Annotated in this window: 20 protein-coding genes; 11 read left to right on the top strand and 9 right to left on the bottom strand. The window is 67.9% G+C overall.

The features are described 5' to 3' along the window. Positions 1-6: 6 nt before the first annotated feature. A complete protein-coding gene (locus AC07Z7_RS01460; protein ID WP_494765098.1) occupies positions 7-1137 on the bottom strand; it encodes a threonine synthase in 1131 nt (376 codons plus the stop codon). Between the two features lie 133 nt (positions 1138-1270). Here AC07Z7_RS01460 and AC07Z7_RS01455 point away from each other — a divergent pair, with 133 nt between their 5' ends. Beyond that, on the top strand, positions 1271-2185 hold the full coding sequence (locus tag AC07Z7_RS01455) for a LysR family transcriptional regulator (RefSeq protein WP_252660986.1): 915 nt from the start codon (positions 1271-1273) through the stop codon (positions 2183-2185). Between the two features lie 42 nt (positions 2186-2227). Here the strand turns inward: AC07Z7_RS01455 and AC07Z7_RS01450 are convergent, their stop codons facing one another. Then, positions 2228-3415, bottom strand: coding sequence for an Acg family FMN-binding oxidoreductase (locus AC07Z7_RS01450; protein WP_494765097.1), 1188 nt, complete (start codon positions 3413-3415; stop codon positions 2228-2230). Between the two features lie 42 nt (positions 3416-3457). Next, complete coding sequence (locus tag AC07Z7_RS01445) at positions 3458-4507, bottom strand: NAD-dependent epimerase/dehydratase family protein (RefSeq protein WP_494765096.1); 1050 nt, start codon at positions 4505-4507, stop codon at positions 3458-3460. 131 nt (positions 4508-4638) lie between these two features. On the opposite strand from AC07Z7_RS01445, the gene AC07Z7_RS01440 reads away from it, so the two are divergent. Continuing rightward, positions 4639-5523, top strand: a complete 885-nt coding sequence (locus AC07Z7_RS01440; protein WP_494765095.1) for a LysR family transcriptional regulator — start codon at positions 4639-4641, stop codon at positions 5521-5523. Between the two features lie 180 nt (positions 5524-5703). On the opposite strand, the gene AC07Z7_RS01435 is transcribed toward AC07Z7_RS01440, so the two are convergent. After that, on the bottom strand, positions 5704-6174 hold the full coding sequence (locus tag AC07Z7_RS01435; RefSeq protein ID WP_494765094.1) for a hypothetical protein: 471 nt from the start codon (positions 6172-6174) through the stop codon (positions 5704-5706). A 145-nt stretch (positions 6175-6319) separates the two neighbouring features. Between AC07Z7_RS01435 and AC07Z7_RS01430 the strand changes: the two genes are divergently transcribed. The 5 genes from AC07Z7_RS01430 to AC07Z7_RS01410 all read left to right on the top strand — a co-directional run bounded on the left by AC07Z7_RS01430 (position 6320) and on the right by AC07Z7_RS01410 (position 10850). Further along, a complete protein-coding gene (locus tag AC07Z7_RS01430) occupies positions 6320-7987 on the top strand; it encodes a DUF4139 domain-containing protein (protein WP_494765093.1) in 1668 nt (555 codons plus the stop codon). Between the two features lie 146 nt (positions 7988-8133). Next, positions 8134-8661 (top strand): phosphatidylglycerophosphatase A family protein, encoded by a 528-nt coding sequence (locus tag AC07Z7_RS01425; RefSeq protein ID WP_494765092.1) that lies wholly within the window; start codon positions 8134-8136, stop codon positions 8659-8661. Beyond that, positions 8661-9188 (top strand): CinA family protein, encoded by a 528-nt coding sequence (locus AC07Z7_RS01420; protein WP_462387861.1) that lies wholly within the window; start codon positions 8661-8663, stop codon positions 9186-9188. The genes AC07Z7_RS01425 and AC07Z7_RS01420 overlap by 1 nt, the downstream gene beginning before the upstream one ends. Positions 9189-9357: 169 nt before the next feature. Continuing rightward, positions 9358-10263 carry an alpha/beta fold hydrolase gene (locus AC07Z7_RS01415; RefSeq protein ID WP_494765091.1) on the top strand — a complete coding sequence of 302 codons (906 nt, stop codon included), beginning with the start codon at positions 9358-9360 and terminating at the stop codon, positions 10261-10263. Between the two features lie 95 nt (positions 10264-10358). Continuing rightward, complete coding sequence (locus AC07Z7_RS01410) at positions 10359-10850, top strand: nuclear transport factor 2 family protein (RefSeq protein ID WP_494765090.1); 492 nt, start codon at positions 10359-10361, stop codon at positions 10848-10850. Positions 10851-10999: 149 nt separating this feature from the next. Here AC07Z7_RS01410 and AC07Z7_RS01405 read toward each other — a convergent pair whose 3' ends face one another. Then, positions 11000-11854: a UPF0149 family protein gene (locus AC07Z7_RS01405; protein WP_494765089.1), complete on the bottom strand. Its 855-nt coding sequence runs from the start codon at positions 11852-11854 to the stop codon at positions 11000-11002. Positions 11855-12072: 218 nt separating this feature from the next. On the opposite strand from AC07Z7_RS01405, the gene AC07Z7_RS01400 reads away from it, so the two are divergent. Genes AC07Z7_RS01400 through AC07Z7_RS01390 form a run of 3 tightly spaced genes read left to right on the top strand, consistent with a single transcriptional unit; the run spans position 12073 to position 15085 of the window. Further along, positions 12073-13815, top strand: coding sequence for an FMN-binding glutamate synthase family protein (locus AC07Z7_RS01400; protein WP_494765088.1), 1743 nt, complete (start codon positions 12073-12075; stop codon positions 13813-13815). Positions 13816-13823: 8 nt separating this feature from the next. After that, positions 13824-14642, top strand: coding sequence for a hypothetical protein (locus tag AC07Z7_RS01395; RefSeq protein WP_494765087.1), 819 nt, complete (start codon positions 13824-13826; stop codon positions 14640-14642). A gap of 14 nt (positions 14643-14656) precedes the next feature. Beyond that, a complete protein-coding gene (locus AC07Z7_RS01390) occupies positions 14657-15085 on the top strand; it encodes a GNAT family N-acetyltransferase (RefSeq protein ID WP_494765086.1) in 429 nt (142 codons plus the stop codon). A gap of 46 nt (positions 15086-15131) precedes the next feature. Here the strand turns inward: AC07Z7_RS01390 and AC07Z7_RS01385 are convergent, their stop codons facing one another. Genes AC07Z7_RS01385 through AC07Z7_RS01370 form a run of 4 tightly spaced genes read right to left on the bottom strand, consistent with a single transcriptional unit; the run spans position 15132 to position 17686 of the window. Beyond that, positions 15132-15404: a hypothetical protein gene (locus tag AC07Z7_RS01385; RefSeq protein WP_094290412.1), complete on the bottom strand. Its 273-nt coding sequence runs from the start codon at positions 15402-15404 to the stop codon at positions 15132-15134. Between the two features lie 35 nt (positions 15405-15439). Beyond that, positions 15440-15925: a putative toxin-antitoxin system toxin component, PIN family gene (locus AC07Z7_RS01380; protein ID WP_094290413.1), complete on the bottom strand. Its 486-nt coding sequence runs from the start codon at positions 15923-15925 to the stop codon at positions 15440-15442. Continuing rightward, positions 15915-17207, bottom strand: coding sequence for a THUMP domain-containing class I SAM-dependent RNA methyltransferase (locus AC07Z7_RS01375; RefSeq protein WP_494765085.1), 1293 nt, complete (start codon positions 17205-17207; stop codon positions 15915-15917). The genes AC07Z7_RS01380 and AC07Z7_RS01375 overlap by 11 nt, the downstream gene beginning before the upstream one ends. Next, positions 17204-17686 carry an acyl-CoA thioesterase gene (locus tag AC07Z7_RS01370; protein WP_494765084.1) on the bottom strand — a complete coding sequence of 161 codons (483 nt, stop codon included), beginning with the start codon at positions 17684-17686 and terminating at the stop codon, positions 17204-17206. Before AC07Z7_RS01370 ends, AC07Z7_RS01375 begins: the two co-directional genes overlap by 4 nt. A gap of 226 nt (positions 17687-17912) precedes the next feature. Here AC07Z7_RS01370 and AC07Z7_RS01365 point away from each other — a divergent pair, with 226 nt between their 5' ends. After that, positions 17913-18413, top strand: coding sequence for a glutaredoxin domain-containing protein (locus tag AC07Z7_RS01365; protein ID WP_494765083.1), 501 nt, complete (start codon positions 17913-17915; stop codon positions 18411-18413). Positions 18414-18431: the final 18 nt, after the last annotated feature.

Raw genomic sequence — 18431 nt, 5'->3', positions numbered from 1 at the left:
CAGGGCTCAGGCGTCGCGGTCGCCCTTGGCGGTGAGCAGCAGCAGCACATGGTCTTGCGGGGCAATGTGGCCGTGCTGGCACAACTGCGCGGCGGCACCCACACAGGCGCCTGCGCACAGCTCCACCCACAGGCCCTGGGCGCCCAGTTCGGCCACACCCCGCGCCGCATCGGCATCGCCCACCACCACAGCGCCGCCACCCGACCGCTGCACCGCGATCTGCTGTTGCAAGGTGACGGTGCTGCCCGCAATCGAGATCTGTGCAGTGCTACCGCCGAAATCCGCCTGGGCCGGAGCACCGGCCAGCACCTGGCTCAGCCGCGCAAAGGGCTCCACAGCCCACAGGCGGGGCATGCGTTCGATCAGGCCTGCGGCCAGCAGGTCGCGCAAAGCGCTGTACATGCCCCACAGCAGGTCCCCGCGCGCCGTGGGCACGATCACATGGTCGGGCACGCAGCCCTCGGCCATACATTCCAGCGCCACCGCGCGGTAGCCTTCCACCCCAAAAACCGGGCTGCCCACGGCCGGCACGCTGAAGTTGGTGAGCGCAAACGCGCCCTCTTCCTCTACCTGCCTGCGCACATGGGCCCAGCGGTCCAGCCCGTGGTCAAACGCCACACGGCGGGCGCCCAGCCGGTCCAGCGCGCGGGCAAAAGGCGCGGGCATGTCGCGGTAGGTGGCAACCTCACAAGGCAAGCCCGCTGCGGCGCAGTAGGCAGCGGCAGACACCGCTGCGTTGCCGCTGGAGGCGAGCACCACCTTGTGGGCGTCCACCGCCAGGGCGCGTGTCACGGCCTGGGCCGACATGCGGTCCTTGTGCGAGCCCGTGGGGTTCATGCCCTCGTTCTTGGCGCTGAGCTGCCGGATACCCAGGCGCTGCGCCAGCCGTGGCAGCCCCAGGCACGGCGTATTCCCCTCGCCCAGCGACACCCCGTGGGTGTACGGCAGCCATTCCCCCCATCTATAACCAGAACTGCTTGCAGCGAGCCTGCGCGGCAGCGCACTGTAGACCGCCTCCACGCTCGATGGCGTGCCCCGTGCTGCGCACGCGGGGCATCCGGCCGGCATGTCCTGCACAGGGTACTGCGCGCCACAGGCAATGCAGCGCAGGCCAAAGAGGCGCTCATTCTGGCCCACTCTGCCCCCTGAGGACGGCGGGGTGCGCCAAGATTCCACACCGAAGGAATGATCGAAATTCATGCCTGCATCGTAGTCAGGCAAGGCGCGGCGCAGTACCATGCCGCAGCCATTTGAATTAAGTAAAACTTATATGAAGAGCCTGCCCGCGCACGATGCCAAAGCAGTGAGCACCCGCCAGATCGAGGTGTTCCGCACGGTGATGCAACTGGGCTCCGCCAACCGCGCAGCGGCCGCACTGCACGTGAGCCAGCCCGCCATCACGCAGCTGCTGCAGCAACTGGAAAGCCGCGCGCAGCTCACGCTTTTCGACCGGCCCAAAGGGCGCCTGGTGCCCACCCCCGAGGCCCATGCGCTGATGGAAGAAATCGAGCGTGTGTACGAAGGGCTGGGCGCCGTGCAGCGCAAGATTGTCGCGCTGCAGTCGCATGAGGACACCGTGCTGCGCATCGGCAGCCTGCACGCGATGGCCGCAAGCATCATGCCGGGGGTTCTGGCCGAGTTCCAGCGGCGCTATCCCCGCACGCGGTGCCTGCTGATGGTGGACAGCTCCAAGGTGCTGCGCGAAGCGCTGTTCCAGGGCGCGGTGGACCTGGCCTTTCTCGGCGACGAAGCGGACACCAGCGGCCTGGTGTCCTCCACGTTCTACGAGTTGCCTGCTGTGTGCGCCCTGCCCGCCACCCACCCCCTGGCCCGCAAGGCGGTGCTGGACCTGGCGGACCTGCGCGATGCCCCGCTGATCGGCCTGTCTGCCACCGACCCTGCGCAACGCAGGCTGGAACAGGCGTTCTCCGACGCCGGAATCACACCCCGCTTCGTGATCGAAACGCCCTACAGCGCCACGCAGTGCGCCCTGGTGCTGGCGGGCGCCGGCCTGGCCATCACCAATCCGCTGGTGGCCGCAGAACATGCGCCCCTGGGCCTGCGCAGCATTCCCATCACCACCGGGGGGGTCCACTTTCGGGCACTGCTGGCCTTCCAGCCACGCCAAGCCCAGTCGCGCGCCGCGCAGGAGTTCGTCAGCCTGTGCCGCCAGCGGCTGCCCTAGTCGTTCGATCGCGCCGTCTTGAACGGCTCTCAGCCTCTCCTATCAGGTCAACAACATCTTCGCCAGCGGCCTGCGCGGCGTGGCGGGGGCCTCGGTCCGTGGGTAGCCGATGCGGCAGAACATCTGCACCGTGGCGTCGTGTGGCGTGCGTGGTGCGGGCTGGCCCAGCACCAGCTGGTGCACACGCTCGTAGTGCGGCGCCATCTCGGCAAACTCCTGCACGGCCTGGCTCATGGGGTGCATGCCCACGCCCAGCGCGGTGGCCTGCAGCTGCAGGCGCACATAGGCGCGCCCGGCCTGGACCTGGTCGCTGCGCGTGTTGGGGCCGGTGATCCACACAAACCCCATGGCCGTACGGCTGTGGCCTTCAAAACGGCCCATGGCACTTTTGTAGGCTGCGCTGCCTTCGGCCGGGGGCTGGGTGCGGTCGAACATGCCCAAGGCGGTCACGGCGCGCACAAACGGGGTGTTGATGGAGATGCCATCGCGGTGCTGCAGGATCTCCGCCGGGCCCACGCGGGTGAGGTGGATGCTTTCCATCATGGTGCGGGGCGTGAGCAGCTCCACCTGGGCGGACTCCCAGCACAGCGTGCGCAATGCGGGCAGCTGGTCAGCGGCCACGGTGCCGCCGATGTGCAACCGGCTCTGGGCGGAAGCGGGGGCGCTTGCCAGCAGGCGGGCCAGCTGTTCGGGCGCCACAGGGCGGGCGGTGTCAAAGTCGGTCTTGGGTGTGCGGCGCAGCAGCACCTGGGCGAACAGCGGGTCGGGCTGGCCACCGGGTTGGAGGGTGATGCGCGCCACGGGGCGGTCGTCCCAGTCCTTCAGCGCCGGGGGCAGCTCGCCCTGCGGCCACAGCTGCACCTGGCTGGCCACGCCCTGCTGGGCGAGCGCCATCACCAGCAGCTCCAGGAAGGCGCCATGGCCGATCAGGATCTGGCGGCCCAGCGGGTCGGTCTGGGGCAGCACACGCTCGCGGTCGGTGCGCAGGGTGATGACACCCTCCTCGCGCAGGTCCACCAGCCAGGGCTGCAGGTTGTGCGGGTTGGGCGCGGTGATGGCATAGGCCACGGCGCGGCGCCGCACCTCGGTGTGGCCCACGGGGCCTTGCCAGGCCTCCACGGCTTCGGCGGGGTAGTGGGCGCCCACCGCGCCGCAGGCGGCCAGCGTGCCCACGGTGGCGGCGGCGATGGTGCCACCACCGGCCAGGCGGATGAAGTTGCGTCGGTTCATGGATGTGCTCCGGGTATAGGTAAGGGGATGTGGATGGAGAGCTCAGGCAGCGGCCACCTGCGCAGATGCGGCACGCGCCCAGCCCAGGTCAGCCAGCGCCTGGCGCACGGCGGTGTCGAACGGGGTGTGTGGCTCGTCGCCAATCAGCGCGGTGAGGCGGGTGTTGTCCAGCCGGTGCGGGGTGCACCACAGGTAGCGCATAGAAGTAACGGCCTGCAGCATGGGCACCAGCAGCCCCGCCAGCTGCAGCAGTGGCCAGGGCGTGGTGCTCACACGCAGCGCACCCGCAGGCGGCAGCCAGCCCTGCGTGGCCGCCACCGCCGCCAGGGCCTGCACCCATTGCTGGCCCGTGGCCTGGTGGCCCGCAAAGTGCAAAGTGTCGAACGCGGCAAGGTGCTGGCGTTGCTCGGCCACGCGCACAAAGGTGCGGGCCAGGTCGGGTAGATAGGCCCAGGGCGTGGCCACGTGGGCCGGGCCTGGCAGGGTGACGCGGCCCTGCGGCAGGCGCTTGGCGATGACCTGGTCAAGCAGGCCGCCCGCGCCGCTGCCAAAAAAGTCGCCTGCACGCAGCACCACGGCGCGCAGGCTGCCGTCCTGCGTGGCGGCGTGCAGGCGCTGCTCCAGCTGCACGCGCAGGCAGCCCTTGGTGCCAGTGGCTGCCTGGGGCGTGTCCTCGCGCAGCACGGCGGGCATCGCTTCGCCAAAGTTGTAGACGTTGCCCGGCAGCATCAGCGTGGCGCCCAGCTGGCGCGTGACAGCAATGGCGGCCTCCATCAGCGCAGGCGCCTGCGTGCGCCAGGCCTGGTCGGTGTAGGGCGGGTTGAGCGCGTGCACCACCACCTGCGCCCCCTGGGCCTGGGCGGCCAGCGCGGCGGTCTCATGGACCGCCACCGGCATCCACCACACCCCGGGGATGGCGGGCAAGGCCGTGCCACCGGCGCCATGGGAAGCGGGCCGCACCTGCGCCAGCACCTGCCAGCCCGCCTGGGCAAACGCACGCGCGGCGGCCAGGCCCAGGCGGCCCCGTGCACCCAGGATCAGCACGGTGCGGGGGCTGTGCGCCGCGGGGTTGGGGAAGGGGAAAGAGGTCATGGGGGCACTCCGTTCGGAAGGGATGGAGTGATTGTGGAAACGCGCGCACCGTTACACAATTGCCTAACCATTCATACCTGCAATGCAGATTTGAATACCTCAAACCCTGCTGCTGCGGGCACGCTATCGCTATGAAAACCACCTTTGACTGGAGCCTGGTGCAGTCCTTCCTGGCCGCGCTGGACCAGGGCAGCCTGCTGGGCGCGGCGCGTGTTCTCAACGCCAGCCAGCCCACCATCGGCCGCCACATTGCCGAGCTGGAGTCGCAGCTGGGTGCGGTGCTGTTCGAGCGCACGGGGCGCGGCCTGCTGCCCACCGCCACTGCGCTGCGGCTGGCCGAATCGGCCCGCGCCATGGAGGCCGGGGCGCACCAGCTGGCGCGCAGCGTGTCGGGCGCCGAAGCGGAGGTGAGCGGCACGGTACGTATCACCGCCAGCCAGCCCGTGGCCTGCGTACTGCTGCCCCCCGTGCTGGCACGCATGCGCCAGGTGCTGCCCGAGGTGCAGGTGGAGCTGGTGGCCAGCAACCAAGTCACCAACCTGCTGCGGCGCGAGGCCGACATCGCCCTGCGCATGGTGCGCCCCGACCAGGCCAGCCTGGTGGCCAAACGCATTGGCGCCGTGACGCTGGGCGCCTACGCCCACCGCGACTACCTGCGCCGCAAGGGCACGCCCCAGCAGCCGCCCGACCTGCTGCAGCACGAGCTGGTGGGCAATGATCGGCACGAGGACATCGTGCAAGGCTTTGCCGCCATGGGCTACCCCGTGGAGCGCGAGCAGTTCGCGTTTCGCACCGACGACCTCATGGCCTACTGGGAGGCGGTGCGCGCAGGCCTGGGCATCGGGTTTGTGGGCCACTACATGGCCCGCACCGACGCCAACGTGGTGGCCGTGCTGCCGCAGCTGCCACTGCCCGAGCTGCCCATCTGGCTCACGGTGCACCGCGAGATCCGCACCAGCCGCAGGATTCGCGCGGTGTATGACTTTCTGGCGGCGGAGGTGCCGGGGGTGTTGTAGGCGCGCGCTACACGCAGTAGGGCTGCGGCCGCCCGCTCACGATGAAAGAGCGCGAAAAGCCAGAGGGCGGCTCACCCGGTGAAATGAGGCGGCCTCACTACACAAAAAGCCGGGCTCAGAAGACCAGAGTGGCTCGCTGTTCCAGTCGAGCAGGCCGCCCCCCAAGGGACACGGTTGTCGTCAATCAAAAAAGGGCTCAGCCAGGTAGGCAATGAACGAAACAGCAAGCCCCGCTCCCACAATCCAAAAGACTTTGGGCCGCCAGCGTCCCCATGGAACTGGCAACGCCACCAAAGCGAGCCCAACACACACCACGCTGGCCCCCTGCAGTTGAGCACGAAGGCCTCTCTCACAACCCGTAGAGCCGCCACGATTGCGCCAACAGTACTCACCGCTCCAGATGGCATCCAGCCCCACATAAAGGGCGAACACTCCGGCCATTCCAGCCAGCCAGGGCAAGAGCCTGTAAAGCACCTGCTCTCGTGGCGTCGGCCGCAGGAGTTCCAACTTTTCGACCAGTTGGTCCAAAGAGTCGTACAAGCGCTGATCCGCAAGTTTGGAGTCCTCCAGCATCGCCAGCGCTTGCAACTTCTTCGGAGAGTCTGGAAGCATTTCCAGCTCTTTTCTTTTGTGGTCAGTGTCTATCGCCAAAGGCACCTCCATCTTTCACGAACAGTAGCGTCAAGTTCACTGCGGCGAATATCGCATGACCCGCTGGCGACCCAAAACCTGCCGCGCCCGCCGTATGCATCGCTGCTAGCATGGTGCCCCCATCCCTCACGCGCCGAGGAGCTACGTGATCCACTGCACCTCTCCCATACGGTTCTTCCCCGCGACTCTCGCAACACTGCTGCTGTTCAGCGCCACTCCCGCTGTCCACGCCCAGGACAGCTCCCGCATCGCCCGCGTCACCGTCTACCCCGGCAGCGCCACGGTGGAGCGCGTGGCCAAGGTGGCTGCGGGCGCGCGCAGCCTCACGCTGGCCTGCCTGCCCGCGTCGCTCGATGTGCAAAGCCTGCAGATCAATGCCGACCCCGCCGTGCGCGTGGGCGAGTTCAATGTGCTCACCGAAGACCGCGATGTGGCGGCGGGCTGTGCGAGCCCGCTGGACGGCCGCATCCGCGAGCTGGAGGACCAGATCGCCGGGGTGAAGGCCGAGGCCTCGGCCCTGCAGCTGGTGGATGGCTATCTGCGCAGCGTGGCCCAAGCCGGCGCGGGCCCGGAGGCGGCAGCGCCTGCCAACACCGCACCCCGTGCCGCCACGCCAACGCCTGCACAGATCACCGCCACCGCCGAGGTGCTGCGCAAGTCGGGCCAGGACAGCTTTGCGCGCGCGCACCAGCTCCAGCGCAAGCAGGAGGCGCTGGAGCTGGCCCTCAAACCCCTGGTGGCCGAGCGCGACCGCGTGGCCAGCCAGCGCGCGCGGGTGGTGTCGGTCACCATCAACCTGGCCGCCGAGCGCGAGGCCGAGTTGCGCCTGTCCTACCAGGTGCGCGGCCCCGGCTGGCAACCCAGCTACCGCGCCACGCTGGACGCGACCAAGGCCATGGTGCTGATCGAGCGCCAGGCGCTGGTGGCGCAGAACAGTGGCGAGGACTGGAGCGGCGTGCAGCTGACACTCTCCACCGGCCAGCCGGGCCGCGCCACCCAGGGCCAGTTGCCGCGCCCCTGGTGGCTGAACGTGGCGCCGCCGCCGCAAGGCGCGGGCGCACAGGCAGCCGCCGTGGCGATGGCGCCCGCGCCAGCGCCTGCCATGGCGCCGCTGTCCCGGTCCCGCAATGCCGCCGAGGAAGCCATGCCCACGTTTGACGTGAGCGCCCTCGACAAAGGTTTTGCCACCGAGTTCGCCGTGCCCCAACGCATCACCGTGCCATCGAGCGGCCAGCGGGTGACGCTGGCGCTGGGCAGCCACACGGCGCCCGCCACATTGCTCACGCGCACGGCACCGGCCATGGAAGAAGCGGCCTATCTGGTCGCGCAGATTGCCCAGCCGCCCGGCGTGTGGCCGGCAGGCGCAGCAGGCCTGTACCGCGACGGCGCTTTTGTGGGCAATGGCCGCATCGACTTTGGCGCGCCCAGCGCGGGCGCCCCGGCGGGCAGCACCAGCCTGTCATTTGGCCGCGATGAGCTGGTAACGGTGCGGGCCGAGCCCGAGCAGGACGTGACGGGCAGCAGCGGTTTTGTCGGCTCCCGCGTGGAACGCAAGACACGCCGCGCCTACAGCGTGGAAAACCGCCACAAGACCGGCATCACGCTGCAGGTGCTGCATGCGGCGCCGGTGTCGCGCAACGAGAAGATCGAGGTGGAGTCGCGCTACCAGCCGCAGCCCACCGACCTGGCCTGGAACCGCTCTGCGGGCACCATTGCCTGGCAGCAGCCTGTGGCCGCAGGGGCCACGGCGCAGTTCAGTGCAGAGCACACCGTCCGCTACCCCAAGGACATCGAGCTGCTGGAAAGAAGATGAAACACCCCCTGAGGCGCTTCGCGCCTTCACCCCTCTCTCGCTGCGCGGGAGAGGGACGCACCCCGTGGCCTGGCAGAGCCAGTTCCATGGGTGCACTCGCCTTGCATGCGCCAGTTGCATAGACTGCGGCGCAGCCGACCACTGACATGACTCCACTTTCGCCTTCAGACGCCCCATCTGCCCCCCGCCGCCCCACCGTGGCCTTCCTGCTGGGCCACCCGGCCCACTTCATCGCACTGGGCTTTGGCGCCGGGCTGTCGCGCAAAGCGCCCGGCACCGTGGGCACGCTGTGGGCCTGGCTGGCCTACCTGGTGCTGCAGCAGTGGCTGTCGCCGCAACACATGGGCTGGCTGATTGCCGCCAGCACCGTGGTGGGCTGGTGGGCCTGCGCCACCACGGCGCGCCACATGGCCGTGGCCGATCCGGGCAGCATCGTGTGGGACGAGGTGGTGGCCTTCTGGCTGGTGCTGTGGCTGGCCATGCCCATGGGGTTCTGGGGGCAGTTTGTGGCCTTTGCGCTGTTCCGCTTTTTTGACGCCGCCAAGCCCGGCCCCGTGGGCTGGGCCGACAGCCTGTTCAAGGGCTTTGGCTGGCGCGGCGGCTGGGGTATCTTGTGGGACGACTTTGTGGCAGCCTTCTGTACCCTGCTGGTCATTGCAGTGTGGAGGTTTTGATGACAACCGTAACGCTATCAAATGCAGAGCTACTAGCGCTTGATACATCCGCGCTAGAGGCCAATTTGACCCAGATTTCTCTGGAGCTGATCAAACACCGGCACCTGCTGGCCACCGCCGAAAGCTGCACGGGCGGCATGATCGCGGCGGCCTGCACCGACCTCGCGGGCGCGAGCGACTGGTTTGAGCGCGGCTTTGTCACCTACTCCAACGCCGCCAAGACCGAGATGCTGGGCGTGCCCGCCGCGCTCATCGAGCAGGAGGGCGCCGTGAGCGAGGCCGTGGCCCGCGCCATGGCCGACGGAGCGCTGACCCACTCCCAGGCCCATGTCAGCCTGGCCGTGACCGGCGTGGCAGGCCCCACAGGCGGCAGCGACGCCAAGCCCGTGGGCACCGTGTGGTTTGCCTGGTGCGTGGGCGGCGAAACCCACAGCGAGATGCAGCACTTCCCAGGCGACCGCGCCGCCATCCGCGCGGCCACGCTGCGCTATGCGCTGCAGCGGCTGCTCGGCCACCTGCTCGCCTGATTCCGTCTCCAAATCATCCGTGTCGTTGTTGCTTCGCCTTGCCGTGCTACAGCACTGTCTGCGGCTTCGCGCCTAGACACGAATGATTTGGAAACGGGATGAGCCCGGCGGAGGCGCCAACGCGGCGCGACACTCCATCCGGCCCACCTCTCCCTCACCTCCTCATCGCATGACGACTGCATCTCCCTGGTTTGAAGGCTTCACCCCCCACCGCCTCGCAACCACGGGCGCCGAGATTTTTGTGCGGACCGGCGGCACCGTGGGCGCACCGCCGCTGCTCCTGCTGCATGGCTTTCCGCAAACCCACGCGCTGTGGCACCGCGTGGCGCAGCAGTTGGCGCGCGACTACTTTCTCGTGATGCCGGACCTGCGCGGCTATGGCGACTCGTCCCACGCGCCCGGCCTGCCCGACCACGGCAACTACAGCAAACGCGCCATGGCACAGGACATGGCCGAGGTCATGACCGCGCTGGGCCACGACAGCTTCTACCTCTGCGGCCACGACCGGGGTGGCCGCGTGGCGCACCGCCTGGCGCTGGACCACGCCGCGCGCGTGAAGCGGTTGTGCGTGATCGACATCGCCCCCACGCTCGACATGTACGCCCGTACCGACATGGACTTTGCGCGCGCTTACTACCACTGGTTCCACCTGATCCAGCCCGCGCCGCTGCCCGAGACCATGATCGGCGGCAACGCGCTCGCCTACCTGCACGCCAAACTGGGCGGCTGGGGCAGCGCAGGCCTGGCCCACATCGAGCCCCCGGCCCTGGCCGACTACGAACGCTGTTTCTGCACACCCGAGGCCATCCACACCGCCTGCGAGGACTACCGCGCCAGTGCCGGCATCGACCTGGACCACGACCGCGAAAGCCGCGCGCGCGGCGACAAGATCGCCTGCGACACCCTGGTGATCTGGGGCGCACACGGTGTCGTGCACCGGCTGTTTGACCCGCTGGCGCTGTGGCAGGCGCAGTGCGCGGGCGTGGTGAGCGGGCAGGCCGTGCCTGCGGGGCATTTCATCCCGGAGCAGTTGCCTGGTGAAACGGCCGATGCGCTGCGCGGCTTTATGCGCTGAATGAGGGCGGTGCCGGGCGCGCCGCCGAGGTCGCCCAAGCGGCACCCATGCCCCACCACCCCGGTGTAGCATGGGCGCCCCGAGGAGGAGACCCCATGCACCCGAACGCACAGACCCTGCAGCGCTTCTACACCGCCTTCGCCCAGCTTGACCACGCCACCATGGCGGCCTGCTACGCCCCCAATGCCACGTTTGACGACGAGGCGTTTTCGCTCAAGGGCCGGGACGAAGTGGGCGGCATGTGGCGCATGCTGTGCACCGCAACGAAGAAGCCCGGCGCCGCCGAGCACTGGAAGCTGGAGTTCAGCGGCATCGACGCCGATGCCAACGGTGGCAAGGCGCACTGGGAGGCGCACTACCTGTTCAGTGCCACCGGGCGCCAAGTGCACAACATCATCGACGGCACGTTCACCTTCACGCCCGACGGGCTGATTGCCACGCACCGCGACCGCTTCAACTTCTGGCGCTGGTCCCGCCAGGCGCTGGGCCTGCCGGGTGTGTTGCTGGGCTGGTCGCCCTCGCTCAAGCGCAAGGTGCGCAGCACGGCGGCGGGGAACTTGAAGAAGTTCTTGGCGCAGGGCGGCTAAAGGGCCGGACGGCCTGCGCCCGGGCCCGCCGATACGGGCGCTCGGCCCGGCCTGTTGCGGCAGGGCCAGACATGAACAAAATCAGGCCTTACCGCGCGCCCACCAAGCGAGTATAGCTATTTAATTTATAGCAAACCACTTTGAAGGGCTCACGCCCCGTGGCACTTCTTGTACTTCTTGCCGCTGCCACAGTGGCAAGGGTCATTGCGGCCGGGCTCGGGGGCCTTGCGCACCGTCTCCACGCGCGGGCCCATGCTCTTCCACAGCTGGCGCAGGTCGTACACGGCCCAGATGGCTTCGCCGAAGGCTTCCACGCGCGCCTGGCTGGTGCTGGGCGGGCCGTCTTCGTCGTACATGCAGACTTCGGGCTTGCCGGTGTCGTCTTCGGTCAGGGCCACGATGCGCTCCAGCGCATCGTCCAGCCACTTGGCGGCTTCCTTGTCGCGCGGGGCGGCCCAGTCTTCGGGCCAGTTTTCCACCGCAAACATGAAGCCCAGCGCCCACACCTGGCCAAAGGACGGGACCTCCTGGTCGTCGCCCATCTCGGCACGCTGCTCGTCGGTCAGGCTGGCCACGGCGCCGCGCATGTCCATGGCTTCGGGCTGGAAGGTGCGGTCGTCGTCCAGCGTCTTCACGTCGGTGTCGAGCTGGGCCACGATCTCGTTCCAGCGGCGCATCCACAGGTCCATGAAGCGGGCTTGCTGGGCGGCGTCGGCAAACGCGGGCAACTGCGGCAGGGGGTCGCCTTCGGCCACATCCAGCTCGGCGCCGTCGCCCAGCAGCATGGGCAGGTATTCGGCCGGGGCGATGGGGCGGCGGCTGCAGATCAGCGCGGTCATGAAGCCGTCGCAGAACTCCCACTGCGGGATTTCCTCGCCGCGCGCGCGCAGGTCGTCGAGGATGTTGTCCATCTCCTCAAGCTCATCCGGGCCGAGCGCAGCGGCCGGGGCGGTGGTGGGGTCGAGATCGTCGGTGGCGGGGGTGGGCGATGTGGGTTCGGTCATGGGAGGACTCCGGTCGTCAAGGGAGAAAGCGGGGGCGGCAAAACAATGTTTTACTTTTATGATGCGCAGGCCTTGTGCCGTGGCGCGGGCCACGGCAGCCAGGGGTGGTGGCGGGGCAGAAAAAATGCGCCGAGCGCCATCCGGCAACCCCACAAAAAGGCGGCCAGTGTAGCCCCTGCGCCCTCCGCTCGCGCCACCGACCCCAACCAGGACGCCCCATGATCCACCAGCTCAACTCCCTCTACCCGGTGCGCTACACGGCCTTTGCGCTGTGCGTGTTCGGGCTGCTGCTGTCGCTGTTTGCGCTGGTGGCCTTTGGCGTGGGGCTGCCCGTGGTGCTGGTGTTTGCGGCGCTGGTGGCACTGGGCGTGTACGACCTGCAGCAGACGCGCCACGCCATCCTGCGCAACTACCCGGTCATCGGCCATATCCGCTTCATGCTCGAATATGTGCGGCCCGAGGTGCGCCAATACTTCATCGAAAGCGACAGCGAGGCCGCGCCGTTCTCGCGTGCGCAGCGCTCGCTGGTCTACCAGCGCGCCAAGGGCGACCCGGACAACCGCCCCTTCGGCACGCACCTGGACGTGGGCGCGCATGGGTATGAATGGGTGAACCACTCGCTCGCGCCCACGCAGTTGCCATCGCACGACTTCCGCGTGTGGATCGGTGGCAGCCCCGATGCGCCGTCGCCATCGGTATCGCCCTGCACCCAGCCCTACCACGCGAGTGTGTTCAACATCTCGGCCATGAGCTTTGGTGCGCTGTCGGCCAACGCCATCCTGGCGCTCAACCAGGGGGCCCAAAAAGGCGGCTTTGCGCACGACACGGGCGAGGGAAGCATCAGCCAGCACCACCGCGTGCACGGCGGCGACCTGATCTGGGAGATCGGCTCGGGCTACTTTGGCTGCCGCAACCCCGATGGCTCGTTCAGCGAAGAGCGTTTTGCGGCCAATGCCACCGACCCGCAGGTCAAGATGATCGAGCTGAAGCTCAGCCAGGGCGCCAAGCCCGGCCACGGCGGCGTGCTGCCCGGCGCCAAGGTGACGGCCGAGATTGCGGCCGCGCGCGGCGTGAAGGAAGGCGAAGCCTGCATTTCGCCCGCCAGCCACAGCGCGTTTCGCACGCCGGTCGAGATGATGCAGTTCATCGCCAGGCTGCGCACGCTTTCGGGCGGCAAGCCCACGGGCTTCAAGTTCTGCCTGGGCCACCCGTGGGAGTGGTTTGCCATCGTCAAGGCCATGCTGGTCACCGGCATCACGCCCGACTTCATCGTGGTCGATGGCGCCGAAGGCGGCACGGGCGCAGCGCCCGTGGAGTTCAGCGACCATGTGGGCGCGCCGCTGCAAGAGGGCCTGCTCTTGGTACACAACACCCTGGTGGGCGTGAACCTGCGCGACCGCGTGCGCATTGGCTGCGCGGGCAAGGTCATCAGCGCCTTCGACATCGCGCGCATGATGGCGCTGGGTGCCGACTGGTGCAACGCGGGGCGCGGCTTCATGATGGCGCTGGGCTGCATCCAGGCGCAGAGCTGCCACACCGGCCACTGCCCCACCGGCGTGACCACACAAGACCCGCTGCGCCAGCAGGCCCTGGTGGTGCCCGACAAGGCCACGCGCGTGGCGCAGTTCCACCGCAGCACCCTGCACGCGCTGCAGGAGCTGGTGCAGGCCGCCGGGCTGCACCACCCCAAGGACATCACGGCCCACCACATCGTGCGCCGCATCACCGACACCGAGGTGCGCCTGCTGTCCAACCTCATCACCCGCATGTTGCCCGGCGCGCTGCTGGGCCCGCTCGATGCGCAGCACAACGTGTTCCGCCTGTACTGGCCGCTGGCCAATGCCCACAGTTTTCAGGCCAGCGAGCCTGCGCTGGAACCCTCCATCCCCCACCATGTCGAGCTGGTGCACGCCGCCGCCGTAGGCACCGCAGCGGCGGTGGCGGGAGACGCTGCTGTATGAATTGGACGATGGACGCATCCGCCCCCACCCACACCACCGCCCCGGACTACGCCGCCTTTTTGCAGCAGCAGCTGGCCACCCAGCCGCACAACGTGATGGCCCATGTACTGGGCAACGAACAGATCTGGATCAAGCGCGCGGGAGCCCCCCACGGCACGGGCCGCTACCGCGCCATGGCTGTGCTGGCCGCCCTGCTGCGGCTGGACGCCCTGCGCCCCGTGCCCAACCCCGGCGGCCCCACGGCCATTGCCACCGAAGTGCAACGCCTGCGCGACCTGGCCGCGCGCGGCATTCGCGTGCCCGTGGTGCTGGCCGCGTTGCCGAATGGTTTTGCCATGCGCCACCTGGGCAACGTGGGCGAGGAAACCCATTCGCTGGGCAACGAGATCGACCACGCCGTGCAGGCGGGCGACACGGCCGCCGTGCTGGCGCTGTGGCAGCAAGGGCTGGACACCTTGGCCCAGGTGCACCACCAGGGCACCTGCCTGAGCCAGGCCTTCGCGCGCAACCTGGTGCGCTGCCCCGATGGCGAAGTGGCCTGCATCGACTTTGAGGACGACCCCGCCGCCGTGCTGCCGCTGGCGGTGTGCCATGTGCGCGATGCGCTGTGTTACGCGCATTCCACCGCGATTTACCTGCATGCCAGCGGCACGCTGACCGAGGGGCGCGAGCGCTGGGCGGCGTGGGCGGCGCAGGGCAGCTTGGAGATGCGGGAGGTGCTGGCGACCAGCGTGCGGCGGATGGGGTGGATGCGACATCTGCCCACCAATCGTAAATTGGGGCGGGACCTGCAGCGGGTGCGGGCTGCGTATGACTTGCTGGCCTGACAGAGCTTTTCGCGATGCCCGACTTTGAGATTTACACCCCCACTGCAGAAGAAGTCCACTCCGGCGTACTGGGCCGCCGGATGCGGCAGTTCAACTACGGTTTTGTGGGCGAGTACGGCCAGTCACAGCCCGTGTGGGTGAGCGCGCGCGACGCGCAAGGCGAACTGGTCGGCGGGCTGCGCGGGTTCGTGTTTTTGCAGTGGCTGACGGTGGAACTGCTGTTTGTGGACGAGGCCGCCCGGCAGCAGGGAGTGGGCCGCAAGCTGCTTGTCACTGCAGAGCAGAAAGCCCGCGACCTGGGCGCCCACAGCGTGACGCTGAGCACTTTTGAATGGCAGGCCCGGGGTTTTTACATCAAGCAGGGCTATGAAGAGTTTGGGCACATCGACAACTACATCCAGGGATTTCAGCTGGTGTATCTGAAGAAGTCCCTGACGGCTTGATCCCTCGATGTCGCTGGCCCACTGGGCCTAGAGGCCTGCCGAAGTCCTACGCGAGCCACAGCCAGGCAGCAATCCCCAAGCAGCCCACCGAGAGCATCACAAAGACCCAGTGGAGGCCGGGAATGCCCCCAACTGCAGTGATTTCGTTCGATTGCGCGCCCTCCTGCTCGGCGCGCGACAAAGGATCCACACCCACCGCCCGACCGGAAGAAGGCGGCACTGCCCAGACCTTATGAGCGGATGTTTGGTTGAACTGATGCGCATCGAAAGCGAGATAGGCGAAGAAGCCTGAGAGGACAAGAAAACCCAACGGTCCCATACAGATCCTTGCAGCAGAAACTGATCAATGCGTGATCAGGCCATCGCAGCGGCGGGCGCCGCTTCCAGCACCAGCGCAGTCGCCACATCCGCCCCCAGGTTCGCCAACCGCTTGCGCATGCAGATCACCGCCTTGTCCTTGCTCAGCAAGATGGCCCGGTGCGCCGCCGCCAGGTCGATGAACTTCTGGTCGTCCGCGTCCTTGCACACGTAGGCCACCTTGGGTGCGATGTCCACCAGCCGCACCTGCGCATCAAACGCGGCCAGCACTTGCGCGGCACCCACGCGGTAATAGCCCATGCGCTCGGCGATGTGCGGGTAGGCCAGCACGCGCTCCAGTTCGTCGCGCATGACCTGCGTGGCGATCCAGGCCAGGCGCCCCTGGGCCAGCAGCGTGCGCAGCGGCGCAGTGCGCGGGTCGCTGAAGATCAGCAGGTCCAGCGCCACATTGGTGTCCACCACCACGGGGCGCGCGGGCTCGTTCGCTGGCGCCTCGGCGGGCAGGCGCAGTTCAACCTTCATGGCGTGGGCCGCCGTCGGGGGCAGGCTTGGCGGCCCGGTCGCGCACGGCGCCCTTGATCATGTCGAAGCGGAACATGCGGCATTCGATGGGGCCGTTCCACATGGGCACGCGGCGCGATTCCTTCAGGCGCATCTTGCCGGGCAGTTTCAGGTCGGGCGTGAGCATCCAGGCGGTCCAGCCGCTGTAGTTCTTCTTCCAGTGCGTGGCCAGCTGGCTGAAGAACTCGCCACCGTCTTCGGTCTGCGCTTCTTCGCGACCCACGGCCAGGCCCTGGGCGCGGTCGGCGGCGCGCTCGCTGGCGTTGCGGCCTGCGCTGCCTGCGGCGGCAATGCGCTCGCCGTAGGGCGGGTTCAGCAGCATCACACCGGGTTGCTCGCAGGGTGGCATGCGCTGCAGGGCGTCGCCGCCGCGCAGCTGCACGGCCTGGGCCACGCCTGCGCGCTCGGCGTTGCGCTGCGCAAAATCGACCATGCGGAAGGCCACATCACTGCCAAAAATTGGCACTGCGCTGGTCTGTATTGCGCTTTCAGCTTCGTTTTTGATAGCAGTCCAGACATGCGCCTGGAACGGCAGCAGTTTCTCGAACGCAAAGCGCCGCAACATGCCTGCGGGGATGCGGCACGCGATCTGCGCGGCCTCGACCACGATGGTGCCGCTGCCGCAGCAGGGGTCGTACAGGGGCAGGGGGTTGTCGCCATGCGGGTCCCAGCCACTGGCGGCGATCATGGCGGCGGCCAGGGTTTCCTTCAGGGGCGCATCGCCCTTGTCCTCGCGCCAGCCGCGCTTGAACAGCGGCTCGCCGCTGGTGTCGATGTAGAGCGTGGCTTCGTCGGTGGTCAGGTGCAGGTGGATGCGCACATCGGGCCACTGGGTGTTCACATCGGGCCGCACGCCGCTCTTGTGGCGGAAGCGGTCGGCCACCGCGTCTTTCACCTTGAGGCCCGCAAAGTTCAGGCTCTGCAGCGGGCTGTGCTGGGCCGTCACTTCGACCTTGAAGGTCTGGCGCGTGGTGAACCAGATCTCCCAGGCCACATCGCTGGCCATGTTGTAGAGGTCGTTTTCAGATCGATACGGGCGGTGCGCCAGCTGCACCAGCACGCGCTGGGCCAGGCGGCTGTGCAGGTTGAGCTGCATGGCCTGGCGCCACGAGGCGCGCAGCAGCACGCCGCCCCGGCCCACCAGCAGGTCTTGCCCCGTGAGGCCGGTGATGCCATGCACCTCGTCGGCCAGAAAGCCCTCGACGCCCGCAGCGCAAGGGAGGAAAAGTTGGAGTTGGTTCATGTCGATGGGGAGGATACGCGCTCGGGCACGGCGGGGGAACCGGGCGCCCCCGCACGGGCCAGCAGCAGCTGGCGGACGGAGTCAGGGATCAGCGCCACTTTGCGATCGGCCTTGCCAATGAAGACGATGCCGATCTTGCCGCGCGCCACTTCGCGGCCGGAGGTCTTCTCGGTCATGCAGAACACCAGATCGAAGCCGTAGCGGTTGAAGTCCGAAGGCGCCATCTCCACCCGCATGGTCTCGCCATGGAAACCCTCGGACTTGTACTGCGCCACGATGTCGCCCACCACGATGGACAAGCCGCCCACGTCGGCCTCGGGGTAGCCCAGCGACTGGAAGAAACGCACGCGCGCTTCTGACACCAGAGTGAGCAGCTGCGCGTTGTCCAGGTGCCCGCCCTGGTTCACGTGGCTGATGTAGATCTGCAGCTCGGTGGCAAAGCCGAAGTGCGGGGGGAGGTCAAAAACAATGCGGGCCATGGTGGCGGACAGAGGGGTAGGAGAAAAGGAAGCGAAGAGCGCGAGCCCGCGCGGGGAGTGGTGCGCGGCGTGTGCCGCAGGGTGCTTGCAGGGCCACCGGTGGCGGGACGGCTCACCACGCCAAGGCGCCATGGATCGCAATGCGGGTTGGTGGCACAAGGATCTTGCAGGCCCCATGCCCCTTGTCTCGTATGCTCTCGGGCAGCGGATTTTACCGGAGCCCCTAATGCGCCCTTTTTATCGGACCCTGCTGACCGTGCTCGCACTGGCCGCCATGCCCTGGGGCGCAGGCGCCCAGACACTCTACAAATCGGTGGGTGCGGACGGCAAGGTCGTGTACAGCGACAAGCCCCCGGTGACAGGTGCCGTGGAAAAGACGATGAAGCTGGAGAACCTGCCAGTGAGCGTGGTGCCGGGCGCTTCGCCCGCGCCCGCCAAGCGTGCTTCTGCACCAGGCGACCCTGGAGGACCGCTTGTCATTGCAGCCCCGCCGAGTGGGGTTGTACTTTTTACGGCCAGTTGGTGTGGCTATTGCAAAGCCGCCAAGACCTATCTGAATCAAAAGAACATTGCATACCGAGAACTGGACGTAGACACACCGATAGGCAAAACCGCCTTTGCCGACATCGGCGGAAGAAGTGTGCCTTTGCTGATAGCTCCCAGACAGCGGATTACGGGCTTCACCGCCCAAGCATACGATTCAGCCTTTGCAGCACGCCAACAATAGAAAACCCCTTCGCTTGGC

Source organism: Acidovorax sp. GW101-11A03 (genome assembly GCF_059424825.1).
Note: the sequence above shows the minus strand (reverse complement) of the source record. Positions and strands in the feature narration are given on the sequence as shown.